This is a genomic window from Streptomyces sp. NPDC044044 (genome assembly GCF_056434405.1).
The window spans coordinates 591,706-608,838 of sequence record NZ_JBWKFG010000004.1; the positions used below are offsets into that span (position 1 = coordinate 591,706).

Sequence of the window (17,133 nt, forward strand, 5' to 3'; positions counted from 1 at the left end):
TGTGGCGCTTCGTGCGGCCCGTGTCGGTACGGGACGCCGGGGCGCAAGGGCCGTCGGTTGCCTCCCGCGTCGGCGGCCCGCACAAGCCTCAGGACGACGCCCGCTCCACCAGTTCCGTCGGCAGCACCAGTTGACGGTGTTCCAGGCGCCGGGCGGATGCCGGGCGGTCGTCCGCGATCTCGGCGAGCAGGAGATCGATCATCGCCCGGCCCATCTCCTCGATCGGCTGGCGCACGCTCGTCAGCGGCGGGTCCATGTGGCGGGCGATGGCCGAGTCGTCGAAGCCGACGAGGGCCACGTCGTCGGGTATCCGGCGCCCTGCCTCCCGGAGGACCTGGCGCGCGCCCGCGGCCATCACGTCCGAGCCCGCGAACACCGCGTCGATGCCGGGGCGGGCCTCCAGGAGCTCCGCCATCGCCCGGCGGCCGCCCTCTTCGGTGAAGTCGCCGGGTGCGATCAGGCGCTCGTCCACGGGACGGCCGGCGTCCGACAGTGCGGCGCGGTAGCCGTCCAGGCGGCGCTGGGCGCCGTAGACGTCCAGGCGGCCGGTGATGGTGGCTATGGACGTGCGGCCGCGCGCCAGGAGGTGCTCCACCGCCGAGTGCGCGCCCGCGAAGTTGTCGGAGTCCACCGAGGGCAGCGCCTCGTCGGCCGAGCGGCGGCCGCTGATCACCGCGGGGATCTCCAGCTGGGCGAGGAGGTCCGGCAGCGGGTCGTCGGCGTGGACGGAGACCAGCAGGACGCCGTCGACGCGGTGGGCCGCCAGATACTGGGCCAGGCGCTGACGCCTGCGGTCGTTCCCGGCGAAGATCAGCAGGAGCTGCATCTCCGTCTCGCCGAGCTCCGCCCCGACCCCGCGCAGGACGTCGGAGAAGTACGGCTCGGCGAAGAAACGGGTCTCGGGCTCGGGCACGACCAGGGCGATGGCGTCCGTGCGGTTGGCGGCGAGGGCACGGGCCGCCGTGTTCGGGACGTAACCGAGCTCCGCGACGGCGGCCTCGACGGCCGTCCTGGTCGCCTCGCTCACCCGCGGCGAGCCGTTGATCACCCGGGAGACCGTCCCGCGGCCCACCCCTGCCCTTGCGGCGACCTCCTCCAGGGTCGGTCGCCCGCCACTGCGGCCGCGCGCACCGTGAGCTGCCATTGTCCGCCTCCCGTCGCACTTCCCCCGGCGAGGAATGTAGAGGAATGTAACAGCCTGATCATCACCGGGCGGCTGGGCCGAACGCGCGAGCACCCTCACCGCGACCCGAGTGTCGGCCCGAGTAACAGCCCGATAACTGAAGACATATCTCTATGTCCGGTCCCTTGACACCCCCGCCCCCAGCCACGACTCTTCAACTCATCACTTGTGGGAGCGCTCCCACACTACCTGACACGTACACAACCCGCACGTTCCCCGCCCGAGCCGAAGAGTCAAACAACGGGGCAAGAAGCGCAGTTGGCCGGGGGGTCGGCACGTCAGGCAACAGGAGGACGCAATGAGCACGAGTTCCCGCCGACCACACCGTCTGGTGGCTTTCGCGGCCGTGACCGCGCTGGCCACGAGCCTGCTGGCCGGTTGTTCCAGCGACGACGACAGCGGCTCGGAGGGCAGTGACGGCAAGGTCACGCTCAATGTGGGCACGTTCGGCGTGCTGGGCCTGAAGCAGGCAGGTCTCTACGCCGAGTACGAGAAGTCGCACCCGAACATCAAGATCAAAGAGAACGTCATCGAGCGGAACGACGCCTACTACCCCAAGCTCCTGACCCAGCTCCAGTCGGGCGCCGGTGTCAACGACGTCGCGGCCATAGAGGTCAGCAACATCACCGAGGTCGTGCAGACCCAGGGCGCCAAGTTCGAGGACCTGAGCAAGGCGAAGGGCGTGGACAAGGCCACGTATCTCGACTGGAAGTGGAAGCAGGCCACGACCGAGGACGGCAAGACGGTCGGCCTCGGCGTCGACATCGGCCCGACGGCGCTCTGTTACCGCAAGGACCTCTTCAAGAAGGCCGGTCTTCCCACCGACCGCGAGGAGCTCGCCAAGGAGTGGGCGGGCGACTGGGACAAGTACGTCGCGCTCGGCGAGAAGTACATGAAGAAGGCCCCCGGCGAGACCAAGTTCGTCGACTCCGCCTCCAGTGTCTACAACGCCGTCTTCGCCGGTGCGAAAGAGCGGTACTACGACAAGGGCGGCAAGGAGATCTACGAGGACAGCCAGGGCCGCAAGGACGCCTGGGACGCGGCGATGAAGGTCGCCGAGGGCGACATGTCCTCCAAGCTCAAGCAGTTCGACCCGACGTGGGACCAGGGCTTCGCCAACGCCAAGTTCGCCACCGTGGCCTGCCCCGCGTGGATGGCCGGCTACATCCAGGAGAAGACCGGCGCGAGCGGCAAGGGCCAGTGGGACATGGCCAAGGCGCCCACGGACGGCAACTGGGGCGGAACGTTCCTCGGCGTGCCGAGCGCGGGCAAGCACAAGAAGGAGGCGACCGAGCTCGCCGTCTGGCTGACCCAGCCCGAGCAGCTCGCGAAGGTCTTCGCCAAGCAGGCCAGCTTCCCGTCCACCCCGTCGGCGTACGACACGCTGAAGCCCTCGCCCGCCACCAAGGCGTACTTCAACGACGCGCCCATCACGGAGATCTTCGCCGACATCGCGGAGAACACCCCGGCCGCCGTCTACGGCGTCAAGGACGCCCAGATCGGCCAGTCCATCACGGACATCGGTGTCCTCCAGGTGGAGCAACAGGGCAAGTCTCCGGCGCAGGGCTGGAAGGCGGCGCAGGAGGAGATCAAGGATGTTCTGGGACAGTGACGCGCATGTCCGAGACCGCTGAGTACGCCGAGACCGCGTCCCCCGGTGAGGGGGACGCGGCCCCGGCCGCGTCCGGGAGCCGCAAGGCCTCCCCCACGTCCTCGTGGCGCAGCCGCCTGTACCGCTGGGACATAAAGGCGTCGCCGTACGTCTTCGTCGCCCCGTTCTTCCTCTTCTTCGGCGCCTTCGGCCTGTTCCCGCTGCTCTACACCGGCTGGGCATCACTGCACCGTCTGGAGCTGACCAACCTCGACGACAGCACCTGGCTCGGCCTGGAGAACTACACCAACCTGCTGCAGAGCGACTACTTCTGGAACGCGCTCGGCAACACCTTCACCATCGGCATCATCTCCACCGTCCCCCAGCTCGCCGTCGCGCTCGGCATCGCGCATCTGCTCAACTACAAACTGCGCGGCTCCACCCTGTGGCGTGTGGCCATGCTCGCTCCGTACGCCACGTCGGTGGCCAGCGCCTCGCTGGTCTTCACGCTGCTGTTCGCCTGGGACGGCGGCATGGTCAACTGGGTGATCGGATCCGTCGGCATCGATCCCGTCAACTGGCGTGAATCGTCGTGGGGTTCGCAGTTCGCGGTGTCGTCGATCGTCATCTGGCGGTGGACCGGCTACAACGCGCTGATCTATCTGGCGGCGATGCAGGCCGTGCCGCACGACCTGTACGAGTCGGCCTCGCTCGACGGCGCCTCGCGCTGGCAGCAGTTCCGGCACGTGACGATCCCGATGCTGCGGCCGACGATCCTGTTCACGGTCGTCGTCTCGACCATCGGGGCGACCCAACTCTTCGGTGAGCCGCTGCTGTTCGGCGGCACGGCCGGGTCCAAGGGCGGCGCGGACCACCAGTTCCAGACGCTGGGTCTCTATCTGTACGACCAGGGCTGGATCAACGGCCATCTGGGGCGCGCCTCGGCCGTCGCCTGGCTGATGCTCGTGATCCTGCTGCTCATCGCCGCGGTCAATCTGCTGATCGCCCGACGTCTGAGGAAGGCCCAATGAAGTCCGGCACCATGGCCCCCGAGGACCGGCGTCCCGTGGCCCCCAAGGCCGGGCGTCCCCTGGGTCCGAAGGCCGGCCGCACGATGCACGCGGGGCCCGTGACCTACGTCGTCCTGGCGCTGTTCACGGCCGTCTCGCTCGCGCCGCTGATCTGGACGGCGATCGCGGCCTCGCGCACGAGCGGGCGGCTCGCCCAGACCCCGCCGCCGCTGTGGTTCGGCGGGAATCTGTTCAAGAACCTGGAGCGGGCCTGGACCGAGGCGAGCCTGGGCGACGCGATGCTCAACACCACGATCGTGGCGGGCAGCATCACGATCGGCACCGTCCTGTTCTCCACGATCGCCGGATTCGCCTTCGCCAAGCTGAAGTTCAGGTTCAGCGGACTGCTGCTCCTGCTGACGATCGGCACGATGATGGTGCCGCCGCAGCTCAGCGTCGTACCGCTCTATCTGTGGATCGCGGACCTGCAGTGGACCAACCAGCTCCAGGCGGTGATCCTGCCGACGTTCGTGAGCGCCTTCGGGGTGTTCTTCATGCGGCAGTACCTCCTTCAGGCGCTGCCCGGCGAGCTCATCGAGGCGGCCCGGATGGACGGGGCCAGCAGCCTGCGGATCATCTGGCACGTGGTGTTCCCGGCGGCGCGGCCCGCGATGGCGGTCCTCGGCCTCCTTACGTTCGTCATGGCCTGGAACGACTTCCTCTGGCCGATCATCGCGCTGAACCAGTCGAACCCCACCGTGCAGGTGGCGCTCAACTCGCTCGGCACGGGCTACATCCCGGACAGAGCGGTGATCATGGCGGGCGCCCTGCTCGGCACGCTGCCGCTGCTCCTGGCGTTCATCCTCTTCGGCAAGCAGATCGTGAGCGGCATCATGCAGGGCGCGGTCAAGGGCTGAGTCCCTCTCCGCCTGCCTCAGCTCGCATCTCCCTCCCGCCAGGGCCGAGTCGCCGCCACCTCGGCCCTGGCCACCAGCCCGCTCTTCCTTGTCCTCTTCCCCCCTTCCATGGGAGCGCTTCCATGCCTGAATCCCTCACCTTTCCGGCCGACTTCCTCTGGGGCGCGGCCACGTCGGCGTACCAGATCGAGGGCGCCGTACGCGAAGACGGCCGCACCCCCTCCATCTGGGACACCTTCAGCCACACGCCCGGCAGGACGGCCGACGGCGACACCGGTGACGTGGCCGTCGAGCACTACCACCGCTACCGCGACGACGTGGCGCTCATGGCGGACCTCGGTCTGAACGCCTACCGGTTCTCCGTCTCCTGGTCGCGGGTGCAGCCCACCGGGCGCGGCCCCGCCGTCCAGCGCGGACTCGACTTCTACCGGCGGCTCGTCGACGAGCTGCTCGGCAAGGGCATCAAGCCCGCCCTGACGCTCTACCACTGGGATCTGCCGCAGGAGTTGGAGGACGCGGGCGGCTGGCCGGCGCGGGAGACCGCCTACCGGTTCGCCGAGTACGCGGGCTTCGTCGCCGAGGCGCTCGGGGACCGCGTCGAGTCGTGGATCACGCTCAACGAACCCTGGTGCAGCGCCTTTCTGGGCTACGGATCCGGCGTGCACGCCCCCGGCCGCACCGACCCGGCGGCCGCACTGCAGGCCGCGCACCACCTCAACCTCGCGCACGGCCTGGGCGCGCAGGCGCTGCGCGCGGCCCTGCCCGCCCGCGCCCGGGTCGCGGTGAGCCTCAACTCCTCGGTGGTCAGGGCGGTTTCGGAGAGCCCCGCGGACCTGGACGCCCGCCGCCGCATCGACAACCTCGCCAACGGCGTCTTCCACGGCCCGATGCTGCACGGCGCCTATCCCGCGGACCTGCTCACCGACACGGCCCGGGTCACCGACTGGTCCTTCGTGCACGACGGCGACCTGGCCGCCGCCCACCAGCCGCTGGACGCGCTCGGCCTGAACTACTACACGCCCGCGCTGGTCTCGGCCGCGCACGACGACCCGGGCAGCCCGCGCGCCGACGGGCACGGCGCGAGCGAGCACTCCCCGTGGCCGGGCTCCGACGACGTGGCCTTCCACCAGACGCCGGGCGACCGGACCGAGATGGGCTGGACCATCGACCCGACGGGGCTGCACGAGCTGATCATGCGCTACACACGGGAGGCACCGGGCCTTCCGCTGTACGTCACCGAGAACGGCGCGGCCTACGACGACAAGCCGGACGCGGAAGGCCGCGTCCACGACCCGGAGCGCATCGCCTACCTCCACGGCCACCTGGCCGCCGTGCGCCGGGCCATCACGGACGGCGCCGACGTCCGCGGCTACTACCTCTGGTCCCTGATGGACAACTTCGAATGGTCGTACGGCTACGGGAAGCGCTTCGGCGCGGTGTACGTCGACTACGAGACGCAGGCCCGCGTCCCGAAGTCCAGCGCCCACTGGTACGCGGCGGTCGCGGCCGCCGGTGAGCTGCCGCTGGAGGGCGCCGTGGGCTGACCCCGCGGGCACCAGGCGGAACGGGCCAGGAGCCGAGTGGCACCCCGTCACTCGGCTCCTTAGGTTTCCCGTATGCCACATTTCGCCATAGATCAGGCACGGTGAGCGCCGGTGGGCGTACTCCGTGATCACCCCGAGTTCGCGCTGTTCATCTGCCTCGCCCTGGGCTACCTCGTGGGCAAGGTGCGCGTCGGCCCCATCACCCTGGGCGGCATCTGCGGCACGCTGATCGTCTCCCTGCTGCTCGGCGCCTGGGCCAAGGTCGTCGTCTCCGACGACGTCAAGACGATCTTCTTCGCGCTCTTCATCTTCGCCCTCGGCTATCTCGCGGGCCCCCAGTTCTTCTCCAATCTCAACCGCGAGAGCCTGCGCTTCTTCGCGCTCTGCGGGATCGAGCTCGTCTGCGTCCTGGGCATCGCGCTCGGCCTCGCCAAGGCCTTCGACCTGGACGTCGGCACCGCGTCGGGCATCCTGGCCGGCGCGGCCACCGAGTCGGCCGTCGTCGGTACGGCGACCGAGGCCATCGGCAAGCTCGACGGGCTCACCCCGGACCAGATCACCCAGTACCAGGGGCACGTCGCCACCGCGTACACGGTCTGCTACCTCTTCGGCCTGATCACCATCGTGCTCTACACCAGCCAGATCATGCCGATGATGCTGCGCATCAACCTGCGGGACGCCTCGCGCGAGCTGTGGGAGAAGATGCGCGGCGCGGGCGGCGGCCTGGAGTCCGACGAGCGCCAGGCGCTGCCGGGCATGGTCGGCCGCACCTATCTGGTGACCACGGGCGACGGCAGGACCGTCGGCGACCTGGAGTCCGAGCTCGACGGCCGGGTCACCGTCGAGGCCGTCAAGCGCGGCAGCAAGCAGCTCACGCCCGCGCCCGGTCTCGCGCTCACCCTCTCCGACCTGGTCCTTGTGGTCGGCCGACGCGCCAACGTCATCGAGTCCGGGCACCTCATCGGCCCCGAGACCCCCGGCATCCCCGGCGTCGACACCCCCCTTGCCACCGCCCAGGTCGCCGTCACCGAGAAGTCGTCGGACGGCCTGAGCGTGGACGAGCTGCAGCGCGCCCATCCCGAGTTCATCAAGGACGGCGTGTACGTCACCGACGTACTGCGCGGTGATCAGCATCTGCCCGCGGCCGGCCACACCACCGTGCGCCGCGGTGACGTGCTCACCCTGGTGGGCGCGCGCTCCGGCCTGAACAAGCTGGTCGCCAGGATCGGCGCCGTCGTCAAGAACGACGCCACCGACTTCATCTATCTGGGCCTCGGCATCGCGGCGGGCTCCCTGCTCGGCCAGGTCGTCGTGCACTTCGGCGACGTGCCCATGTCGCTCGGCACGGGCGGCGGCTGTCTGATCTCCGGGCTGCTCTTCGGCTGGTTCCGCTCCCGCAAGCAGACCTTCGGGGCGTTCCCGCCGCAGGCCGCCAACACCCTCAAGGACATGGGCCTGGCGATCTTCATCGCCTGTACGGGGCTCGTCTCGGGGCCGCAGGCCTGGCCGCTGCTCAAGGAGTACGGGGCGCTGCTCCCGTTCGCCGGGATCGCGATGGTCCTCGTACCCGCGACGATCTCGCTCGTCGTCGGCCGCAAGCTCCTGAAGATCGAGAAACCACTCCTGATCGGAGCCATCGCGGGCCAGCAATGCTCGACCCCGGCGATCACCTCCGTCACCCAGGTGGCCCAGAGCTCGGTCCCGCTGCTCGGCTACACGATCACCTACGCCCTCTCGAACTTCCTGCTCCCCCTGACCGGGCCGATCCTCGTCGGCGTACTCGGCTCCTGAGACGGCGCACCCGGAGGGTAGAAAATGATCGACTTCCTCAACCGGAACATCTTCCAGCCCCATCCCGAGCTGCTCGTCTTCATCACCGTGGCCGTCGGCTTCCTCTTCGGGAAGCTGCGCTACAAGGCCATCGGGCTCGGCGCGGTCACCGGCTGTCTCATCGCGGGTCTGCTGCTCGGGGCGCAGTTCAAGGTGGAGATCGACGGGACGGTGAAGAACCTCTTCTTCACGATGTTCCTCTTCGCCCTCGGCTACAAGGTCGGCCCGCAGTTCTTCCGGGGCCTGAAGAAGGACGGCCTTCCGCAGGTCCTCAACGCGGTCGTGGTCTGTGTGACCGGCTTGCTCGTCTGCTGGGGCTTCGCCGCGATGCTCGGCTACGGCCCCGGGCTCTCGGCGGGGCTGCTCGGCGGGGCGCTCACCCAGTCCGCCGTCATCGGTGTCGCGGGCGACGCGATCTCCAATCTGCCGGGCCTCAGCTCCGCGCAGGTCAAGAGCGAGTCGAACCTCGTCGCCATCGGGTACGCGGTGACCTACCCCCTGGGCACGATCCTCTGCGCGATGCTGCTCGCCAACGTCCTGCCCAAGCTCTACCGACGCGACCTTGCCGCCGAATCGGCCGCCCTGGCCAAGGAGCTGGACGCCCCCGGCGACAACCCCGACCTGGCCGATGGCTACTACGAGGTCGTCCTGCGCGCCTACACCCTCCAGCGCCCCGACCTCGCGGGACGCACCATCGAGGACTTCGAGAACCAGCAGCGCGAGCTGGGCCGCCGGGTCTACATCACCCGCGTACGCAGGGAAGGGAACATCCTCGACCACGACCAGCGGACGACCCTGCGCGAAGGGGACGTCGTCGCGCTGAGCGCGCTGCGCGGCTCGCTCGTCGATTTCGATCCCCGTACGCACATCGGCTCCGAGACCGACGACGTCGAACTCCTCGGCTACCAGACCGAGTCACTGCACGTCGTCGCCTCCGAGAAGGCCCAACTCGGCAAGAGCATCGGCGACTTGCGCCGTGAGCCGTTCATGGTCGGTGTGTACGTGGCCAAGCTGTACCGCTCGGGCGCCGAGTTCCCCTACCGCCTCTCCACGAAGCTGGAGCGCGGCGACACCCTGATCCTCACCGGACCCAAGCGCCTGGTGGACCCGGCGGGCAAGGAACTCGGCAAGCCCGTGCCGACATCCTTCGCCACCGACATGCTCTGGGTGGGCCTCGGCATCTTCCTCGGCGGCTGCATCGGCATCCCCGCGCTGACCGCGGGCGGCGTGCCGATCTCGCTCTCCACGTCCGGCGGCGCGCTCATCATGGGCCTGGTCTTCGGATGGATCCGCGGCAAGTACCCGACGTACGGGAACGTGCCGCCGGGCGCCCAGTGGTTCATGGACACCCTCGGGCTCTGCCTCTTCGTCGCGGTCGTCGGCATCAATGCCGGGCCGAGCTTCACCTCGGGCCTGTCGACGGCGGGCTGGGGCCTGCTCCTGTTCGGCGCGATCGCCACGCTCATCCCGCTGATCGTCGGTTTCCTCTTCGGGCACTACGTCCAGAAGATCCGCTTCCCGATCCTGATGGGAGTGCTCGCGGGCGGCCAGACGACCACCGCGGCGATCGGCGCGATCAACGAAACGTCCAGGTCCCAGATCCCGACGCTCGGCTACACGATCCCCTATGCCGTCGGAAACGTGCTCCTGACCATCTGGGGCGCAGTCATCGTCCTCCTCCACCACTGATGCTCCCCCGCCCCTGATCCCGTACGTCCGTACGCATGTGAGGAATGAGCCGTGCCCAAGACCACCTTCACCCGCGAGGAAATCCAGTCGTTCGCCCAGCTCAGCCCCTTCGAGCTGAAGGACAAGTTCATCCAGATCGCCCAGGCCGTGCAGGCCGACAAGCCGGGCCAGAAGGAGAAGTCCATCCCGCAGATGCTCAACGCGGGCCGCGGCAACCCGAACTGGATCGCCACAGGCCCCCGCGAGGCGTTCTACGCGCTCGGCTACTTCGCCCTGGCCGAGTCCCGCCGCGTCTGGACCGCCGACGACCTCGGCGGCATGCCGGAGAAGGCCGGATCGGGCGCGCGCTTCGACACCTTCGTGCGCCGGCACCCGGACCTGCCCGGCATCGAGCTGCTCCAGAAGTGCGTCGAGTACGCCATCGAGCGCTTCGGCTTCGACAGGGACGACTTCGTCCACGAGCTGACGGACAGCTCGGTCGGCGACAACTACCCCGTCCCGGACCGGATGCTGAAGCACGCGGAGCAGATCGTGCGCGGCTACATCGCCGACGAGATGTTCGACAAGAAGCCGCCGGCGGACAACCTGAGCCTGTTCGCCACCGAGGGCGGCACGGCCGCGATGTGCTACATCTTCGACTCGCTCATGAAGAACGGCATCCTGCACAAGGGCGACAAGATCGCCCTGATGGTGCCGGTGTTCACGCCGTACATCGAGATTCCCGAGCTCGACACGTACGAGTTCGACGTGACGTACGTCCAGGCCAGCAAGTTCGCCGAGGCGGGCGTGCGGGAGTGGCGCTACCCGGAGGAGGAGGTGGCCAAGCTCGCGGACCCCGCCATCAAGATGGTCTGCCTGGTCAACCCCTCCAACCCGCCCTCGCTCGCGCTGAGTCAGCGGGTGGCGAACCAGATCAAGGACATCGTCGCCACGTCGAACCCGAACCTCCTGATCGTCACGGACGACGTGTACGGGACGTTCGTCGAGGGCTTCCGCTCCATCGCCGCCGACCTGCCGCGCAACACCCTGCTCGTCTACTCGTACTCCAAGCACTACGGCGCCACCGGCTGGCGGCTCGGCGTGATCGGGCTGCACGACGACAACGTCATCGACGAGCTGATCGCGGCCCTTCCGCAGGCCGAGAAGGACCGGCTCGCCAAGCGGTACGGGACGCTGACGCTGGAGCCGGAGAAGATCAGGTTCATCGACCGCCTGGTCGCGGACTCCCGGCAGGTGGCCCTGAACCACACATCGGGGCTCTCGCTCCCCCAGCAGATGGTCATGGTCCTCTTCTCCCTCTTCGACATGCAGGAGGAGGGCCAGGCGTACAAGCGGCGGATCCGCGCGATCGTGCAGCAGCGGCTGGAACTCCTCCTGGAGGGAGCCGAGATGAGAATCTCGGACGACCCCAAGCGGGCGGCCTACTACATCGAGCTCGACCTGCTCGCCGAGGCGGAACGCGTCCACGGCAAGGACTTCGCCGACTTCCTGGAGAAGAACTACGAGCCGGTCGACCCGCTGTTCCGCCTCGCCGAGCAGACGCACGTGGTGCTCCTGAACGGGGGCGGGTTCGAGGGGCCCGAGTGGTCGGTGCGGGTGTCACTGGCGAATCTGGACGACCTCGACTACCTGAAGATCGGCCATCACCTGAGGGCGATCTTCAACGACTACGCGTCGGAGTGGCAGGCGAGCAAGGCCTGAGCATGAGTGGCGCCCCGACCGGGTGGGGGGATGCCGGTCGAGGCGCCGTGGGGGGCGGTGGTTGTGGCGGTCCGGTGGTTCCGGGGGGGCTACTTGTAGGCGGCGAACGCCTTCGTGAAGGCGAGCGGCTCCTGCTCGATGGACGAACAGGTGGGCTGCGCACCGTTGTTGGCGCCGCCCTCGCAGGCCTTGTCGCGGGTCGAGGACCACATGGCCAGCCAGCCGAGACCCTTCTCCTCGGCGAACTCCACCAGCTGCGTGGCGTCGTCGACCTTGAAGATCTCGGTGGTGACGTCGTTCACGCCGATCATCGGGGTGACCGCGACGGCCTTCCAGGCGGCCTCGTCGGAGAGGTCGAGTGCGCCCTTGATCTGCTTCTGCGTGGCGGTCGCGGCGTCGATGGCGTACTGGCCCATGTCACCGCTGTAGGACGGCCCGTAGTCCATCGCCATGATGTTGACGGCGGAGACCTGCACGCCGTTCTTCTTGGCGTCGGCGACGAGGTCGACGCCCGGCTGGGTGAGGCCCTCGGGCATGACGGGCAGCGTGAACGAGACGTCCAGGCCCTCGTGGTCCTTCTGCAGCTGCGCGATGGCCTGTGCGCGGCGGGTGTTGGCGGCGGTCTCGGGGAGCGCGGCGCCCTCGATGTCGAAGTCGACCTTCGTCAGCTTGTACTTGTCGATGACCCTGCCGTACGCCGTGGCCAGCTCGGCGGCGCTGTCGCACTTGAGGCCCAGCTCGGAGCCCGCCGCGCCACCGAAGGACACGCGTACGTCGCCGCCCTTGGCCCGCAGGGCCTCGATCTGCGAGGCGACCTTGTCGTCGTCGAGGCCGGTGACACCGCCCCACAGGGGCTCGCAGCTGCCGCCCGAGGTGATGAAGGCGAGGGTGAACTCCTTGACGCCGGTCTTGTCGGCGGTGTCGACGAGGTCGTACGCGGGGGCGAGCGAAGTGTCCACGAACGGGGCGAACTTGGCGCCGGCCTCGGCCTCGGCCTTCGCGGCGGGCTCGGCGGGCGCCTTGCTGGCAAGCGCCGTCCCGGAGAAGGCGAAGGCGCCGCCGCCGACGAGGGCGGCGGCCGCGATGCCGCCTATGACCTTGGACTTGGTGCTCACCGTGCGCCGATGCGTGCTGCTCATCGCGTGCCTGCCTTAGCTGTGCGGGGGTGGGGGGGGTGTGGGGGTGCGTCAGCAACTTAGCCCCGCGGGGGCACGACATTTCGGCTAATTGGGACTCTGCACTGGATCTTAGGGCGGGCTTAAGGGAGCGATCGGGGGTGGTTATGGTTCGCTCCCGGGTGCGCGTCGTGGGTGGTTCTCCGAGCTCCGCGCGGGGGTCCCCGGCTGCCCGCCCCTACCCCGTGGTGGCTCGCCTCCGGCGGCGTACCGAGCCTCGGTGCCCCCTGGCCCCCGGCACCGGACGCCTGCCGTCCAGTTGGATCCACACCCGGACCTCGGTCCCGCCGAGCACCGAGCGCCCGATGCGGACATCGCCGCCCGTGGACTCCGCGAGCTGCCGCACGATGTCCAGGCCGAGCCCCGTCGACCCGTCCGCCCCCGACCCCGCGCCCCGCGCCAACGCCGCCTCGGGATCGGCGATGCCCGCCCCCGCGTCCGACACCAGCACGATCACCGCGTCCTCGCCGCTGTGCACGTCCACCGCGAACGCCGCCCCCTCCCGCGTGTGCCGGAAGACATTGCCCAGCAACGCGTCGAGGGAGGCGACCAGTTCGGGGCGCGCCACCGGTATCCACACCGGCCGCTCCACCCCCGCGACCCGCACCTCACGCCCCTCGTCCTCCGCGAGCGCCGACCAGAAGGCCATGCGCTCCTGGATCACCTCGGAGGCGTCACAGCCCGCGCCGGGACCGACCGCGGCGGTCTGCGGCTTGGCGTCCCGCGCCGTGCGGATGATCGTGTCGACCTCGCGCTCCAGCTTCTCCACCGCGATCCGCGTCTGCTCGGCCGCGGGTCCGTCCCCCAGCGAGGCCGCGTTGAGCCGCAGCACCGTCAGCGGCGTACGCAGGCGGTGCGACAGGTCGGCCGCCAGCTCCCTCTCGTTCGCGAGGAGTTGCACCACCTGGTCCGCCATGGAGTTGAACGCCACCGCGGCCAGGCGCAGCTCCGTCGGCCCTTCCTCCGGCACCCGCGCCCCCAGCTTCCCCTCCCCCAGGGACTGCGCCGCGCCCACGAGCCGCTTGGCGGGCTGCACCATGCGTACGCCCAGACGGTCCGCGACCGCCACGGACCCGATGATCAGCGCGACGCCGACGCCCGCGAGCACCAGCCACGCCGTGGTCACTCCGTTGCTGACCGCGTCCTCGGGCACGAAGATCTCGACCACGGCGATCTGGGTGGAGCTCAGGGCCATCGGCTGGAGCAGCGCGAAGCCGCCGTCGACCGTGGCCGTCCGGGCCCGGCCCTCCTTGCGCGTGGTCTCCACCGCGTGCGCGTCCGCCCGCCGGTCGCCGATCTCCAGGGCAGGTGCCTTGTCGACGGCCGGTACGTACACGGCCATCCGCCCCTCACCGCCCGCCTCGGACGTGGCGACGGCCCGCGTCAGCTGGTCGCGGTCGGTGGTGATGGAGAGCGTGGGGCCCATGCCGGCCGCGTGCCGCTCGGCGTTCGAGAAGGCCCGGTCCCGCGCCATCTCCTGGATGACGAGCCCGAGCGGCACCGCGAAGGCCACCACGACCATCGTCGTGACGGCCAGGCACACCTTGACGAGTGCCCACCTCACAGCGGTGGCTCCAGCTTGACGCCGACACCCCGCAGCGTGTGCAGATAGCGCGGCCGCGCGGCCGTTTCGCCCAACTTCCTGCGCAGCCACGACAGATGTACGTCGATGGTCTGGTCGTCCCCGTAGCTCTGCTGCCACACCTCGGCGAGCAGCTCCTTACGGGGTACGACGACGCCGGGACGCCCGGCGAGAAAGGCCAGCAGGTCGAACTCGCGCCGCGTCAGATCGAGCCGCGCACCGTCCAGCTCCGCCTGGCGGCGCAGCGGGTCGATGGCGAGCCCTCCGACCCGAATCTCCCGGCTCGGCGGAGCCTCGCCCGCCGTCACGCGCGAGCGGCGCAGGACGGCGGCCATCCGGGCCGACAGGTGCTCGACGGAGAACGGCTTGGTCAGGTAGTCGTCGGCGCCGTCGTTCAGGAGCCTGACGATCTCGGTCTCGTCGTCACGCGCGGTGGCGATGATCACGGGGACGTCGGTGATCCCGCGCAGCATCTTCAGCGCCTCGGAACCGTCCAGATCGGGCAGACCGAGGTCCAGGATCACCACGTCGAAACGGAAATGGGCCACCTCGCGCAGCGCCTCAAGGGCCGTGCCGACGCTGCGCACGGTGTGCGATGCCTCGGTCAGATGCCGGATGAGAGCGGAGCGTACGAACTGGTCATCCTCGACGACGAGCACACTTGCCATGGGCGGCACCGTACGCCATATGAGTGACCACGGTCCTCCCGGGAGACCGGCGACACCGGCGTGCCCGGTGGTGCAGTATGGCTCGCGATGCGCAGAGGACTCATACACGCAATGGCCTGGTCGCTCGCCACGGGCGCGGCGGTCACGCTCTCCTGGTGGGGTGTCCACACGGTGATGGCGGGCACCGCCTACGACCCGCCGCGCGCCGTTCCGCTGGCCGCCGACGGCGACCGCGCGGAGCCGCTCTCGTCCTCCACGCACCGCCCCGATCCGACGCCCACCCCCTCGCCGTCGAAGTCGAGGAAGCCCTCGAAGGCGGCCGAACCCCCCGAGAGCGAACCTTCGAAGACGAAGACGAGCAAACCGGGCACCCCCTCCACACCCGCCTCCACACCCGCCTCCACACCGGGCAACGTGAAGAGCTACTCCTCCGACGGCGGGCGGGTCGTCTTCGACCTCGGCAAGGACTCCGCGACCCTGGTCTCGGCGACCCCGGCGGCGGGCTGGTCGGTGCAGGTGTGGAAGCAGGACACCTGGATCCGGGTGGAGTTCACGGCGGGCGCCGAGAAGGTCTCGGTCTTCTGCACCTGGCACGACCACGCCCCGGCGGTCGAGATCAACGAGTACTGACCGGCGAGGCGGGCCGGACCCCGCTCAGCGGAACACCGAAGGCGGCGGCGCGGGCGACGCCACCGCGCTCGCGTCCGTGACCGCAGCCGCTCCCCCGCTGAAGTCGATGAGCGCCCGGCCGTGCTCGACCCGCGCCGGATGCGAGTCCCCCGCGCTGCGCCGGGTCAGCTCCGCGATCGGCAGCGCCTTGTCCGAGCCGACGAGCACCGCGTTGCCGAAGCGCTTGCCGCGCAGCACGGCCGGGTCGGCGATGAGCGCGAGCTCGGGGAAGAGCGTGGCGGCGGTGGCGAGCTGGCCGCGCAGATGCGCGAGCGGCGGCCCGTCGGCGAGATTCGCGGCGTAGAAGCCGCCGGGCTTCAGGACCCTGCGTACGTCACCGAGGAACTCGGCGCTGGTGAGGTGAGCGGGGGTGCGCGCGCCGCTGAAGACGTCGGCGATGACGAGATCCGCCCAGCCGTCCGCGATCTTCGCGAGCCCTTCGCGGGCATCCGTGCCGCGCACGCGCACCCGCGCCTGCGGGTCCAACGGCAGCTCGCGGCGGACGAGTTGGATGAGCGCGGTGTCGCGCTCGATGACCTGCTGGGTGGAGCGGGGCCGTGTCGCGGCTATGTAACGGGCGAGGGTGAAGGCGCCGCCGCCGAGGTGCAGGGCCTGGATCGGCTTGCCGGGCGGCGCGACCAGGTCGGCGACGTGGCCGAGCCTGCGCTGGTACTCGAAGTCGAGATACGCCGGGTCGTCGAGGTCGACATGGGACTGCGGGGCGCCGTCCACGAGCAGTGTCCACGCGCGCGCCCTGTCCCGGTCGGGCATCAGCTCGGCGAGCCCGCCGTCCACCGTCTCGACGACGGCTTGCGTCTCTTCCCGGGATCGCCTGTTCCTTGCCATCGGACCATTATCGGCGTACGCGGACGGCGCGGCCCGATGACCTTGGAGCACCGCCCCGCCTCGGGCTCAGCGGCAGTTGTCGGCGGCCTCGATCGTGCGGGCCGCCTGGCCGAGCGCCGCGCGCAGGACGGCGGGGTCGGTGACCGGATCGGTCTCGTCGGGGGGCAGCAGCCAGCCGGTCCCCGCGACCGGGGGCGGCGGCGGGACGGGCTCGGGCTCGGCGTGCAGCCGCATGCCGCGGCCGAAGGTCTGCGTACACGCGCTGCCCGGCAGGTCCCAGGCGTCGGCGGTGCCGGGCGGCACCAGGAAGCCGAGGGTGTCGCAGCTCCCGTCGTGCAGGACGGGGCCGACGGCGTCGCCCGCCCCGCGGCGCAGGATGTCGACCGCCTCCAGGCCCTGGCGGGCCGGGACCGTGACGAGATCGCAGAAGCCGGGGGGCTCGGAGGGCTCGACGGGCCGGACGCCGTGCTGTGGTGGTGCGCTACGGTCCTGGGTCGGCAGGTGCCGTGCCGTCGTCAGCGACGCCCGCGATTCGCCGTTCTCCACGCCGATCTCCAACAAGGGGACCCCTCCTCGCAAGAGCGGAAGCCGCGTCGCTCCCTCTCCTCATGGTTCAACGCGGGACGGCGTCAACAGCTACGGCGTAATGCCGCCGCAAAGGATGGCACTTCATGGCAGATCATGGGTGAGATATCCCGTTTGTAGCCAAACTCCGCGTGCCGTCCCCA

Annotated in this window: 13 protein-coding genes and 1 pseudogene; 8 read left to right on the forward strand and 6 right to left on the reverse strand. The window is 69.9% G+C overall.

Going from position 1 to position 17,133, the window contains the following annotated elements; genetic code table 11:
• Nucleotides 1-88 precede the first annotated feature (88 nt).
• Nucleotides 89-1,144 carry a LacI family DNA-binding transcriptional regulator gene (locus AC07AG_RS18260; RefSeq protein ID WP_478756077.1) on the reverse strand — a complete coding sequence of 352 codons (1,056 nt, stop codon included), beginning with the start codon at nucleotides 1,142-1,144 and terminating at the stop codon, nucleotides 89-91.
• Between the two features lie 337 nt (nucleotides 1,145-1,481).
• Between AC07AG_RS18260 and AC07AG_RS18265 the strand changes: the two genes are divergently transcribed.
• The 7 genes from AC07AG_RS18265 to AC07AG_RS18295 all read left to right on the forward strand — a co-directional run bounded on the left by AC07AG_RS18265 (nucleotide 1,482) and on the right by AC07AG_RS18295 (nucleotide 11,465).
• Nucleotides 1,482-2,795: an ABC transporter substrate-binding protein gene (locus AC07AG_RS18265; RefSeq protein WP_478756078.1), complete on the forward strand. Its 1,314-nt coding sequence runs from the start codon at nucleotides 1,482-1,484 to the stop codon at nucleotides 2,793-2,795.
• A gap of 5 nt (nucleotides 2,796-2,800) precedes the next feature.
• Nucleotides 2,801-3,805, forward strand: coding sequence for a carbohydrate ABC transporter permease (locus AC07AG_RS18270; RefSeq protein WP_478756079.1), 1,005 nt, complete (start codon nucleotides 2,801-2,803; stop codon nucleotides 3,803-3,805).
• 11 nt (nucleotides 3,806-3,816) lie between these two features.
• Nucleotides 3,817-4,701, forward strand: a complete 885-nt coding sequence (locus tag AC07AG_RS18275) for a carbohydrate ABC transporter permease (RefSeq protein WP_478756311.1) — start codon at nucleotides 3,817-3,819, stop codon at nucleotides 4,699-4,701.
• A 122-nt stretch (nucleotides 4,702-4,823) separates the two neighbouring features.
• Nucleotides 4,824-6,245 carry a GH1 family beta-glucosidase gene (locus tag AC07AG_RS18280; protein WP_478756080.1) on the forward strand — a complete coding sequence of 474 codons (1,422 nt, stop codon included), beginning with the start codon at nucleotides 4,824-4,826 and terminating at the stop codon, nucleotides 6,243-6,245.
• A 111-nt stretch (nucleotides 6,246-6,356) separates the two neighbouring features.
• Nucleotides 6,357-8,036: an aspartate-alanine antiporter gene (gene aspT / locus AC07AG_RS18285; RefSeq protein ID WP_478756081.1), complete on the forward strand. Its 1,680-nt coding sequence runs from the start codon at nucleotides 6,357-6,359 to the stop codon at nucleotides 8,034-8,036.
• 24 nt (nucleotides 8,037-8,060) lie between these two features.
• Nucleotides 8,061-9,764 carry an aspartate-alanine antiporter gene (aspT, locus tag AC07AG_RS18290; RefSeq protein WP_478756082.1) on the forward strand — a complete coding sequence of 568 codons (1,704 nt, stop codon included), beginning with the start codon at nucleotides 8,061-8,063 and terminating at the stop codon, nucleotides 9,762-9,764.
• Nucleotides 9,765-9,815: 51 nt separating this feature from the next.
• On the forward strand, nucleotides 9,816-11,465 hold the full coding sequence (locus tag AC07AG_RS18295) for a bifunctional aspartate transaminase/aspartate 4-decarboxylase (protein WP_478756083.1): 1,650 nt from the start codon (nucleotides 9,816-9,818) through the stop codon (nucleotides 11,463-11,465).
• A gap of 89 nt (nucleotides 11,466-11,554) precedes the next feature.
• Here AC07AG_RS18295 and AC07AG_RS18300 read toward each other — a convergent pair.
• The 3 genes and pseudogenes from AC07AG_RS18300 to AC07AG_RS18310 form a co-directional block, all read right to left on the reverse strand.
• Nucleotides 11,555-12,445, reverse strand: a pseudogene (locus AC07AG_RS18300) (chitinase); the annotation flags it as partial.
• Between the two features lie 373 nt (nucleotides 12,446-12,818).
• Complete coding sequence (locus tag AC07AG_RS18305) at nucleotides 12,819-14,204, reverse strand: sensor histidine kinase (RefSeq protein ID WP_478756084.1); 1,386 nt, start codon at nucleotides 14,202-14,204, stop codon at nucleotides 12,819-12,821.
• A complete protein-coding gene (locus tag AC07AG_RS18310) occupies nucleotides 14,201-14,890 on the reverse strand; it encodes a response regulator transcription factor (RefSeq protein ID WP_249589774.1) in 690 nt (229 codons plus the stop codon). The genes AC07AG_RS18305 and AC07AG_RS18310 overlap by 4 nt, the downstream gene beginning before the upstream one ends.
• Before the next feature lie 87 nt (nucleotides 14,891-14,977).
• Here AC07AG_RS18310 and AC07AG_RS18315 point away from each other — a divergent pair, with 87 nt between their 5' ends.
• On the forward strand, nucleotides 14,978-15,520 hold the full coding sequence (locus AC07AG_RS18315; protein WP_478756085.1) for a hypothetical protein: 543 nt from the start codon (nucleotides 14,978-14,980) through the stop codon (nucleotides 15,518-15,520).
• A 24-nt stretch (nucleotides 15,521-15,544) separates the two neighbouring features.
• Here the strand turns inward: AC07AG_RS18315 and AC07AG_RS18320 are convergent, their stop codons facing one another.
• A complete protein-coding gene (locus AC07AG_RS18320; protein WP_478756086.1) occupies nucleotides 15,545-16,405 on the reverse strand; it encodes a spermidine synthase in 861 nt (286 codons plus the stop codon).
• 66 nt (nucleotides 16,406-16,471) lie between these two features.
• Nucleotides 16,472-16,963, reverse strand: a complete 492-nt coding sequence (locus tag AC07AG_RS18325) for a hypothetical protein (protein ID WP_478756312.1) — start codon at nucleotides 16,961-16,963, stop codon at nucleotides 16,472-16,474.
• Between the last annotated feature and the right edge of the window lie 170 nt (nucleotides 16,964-17,133).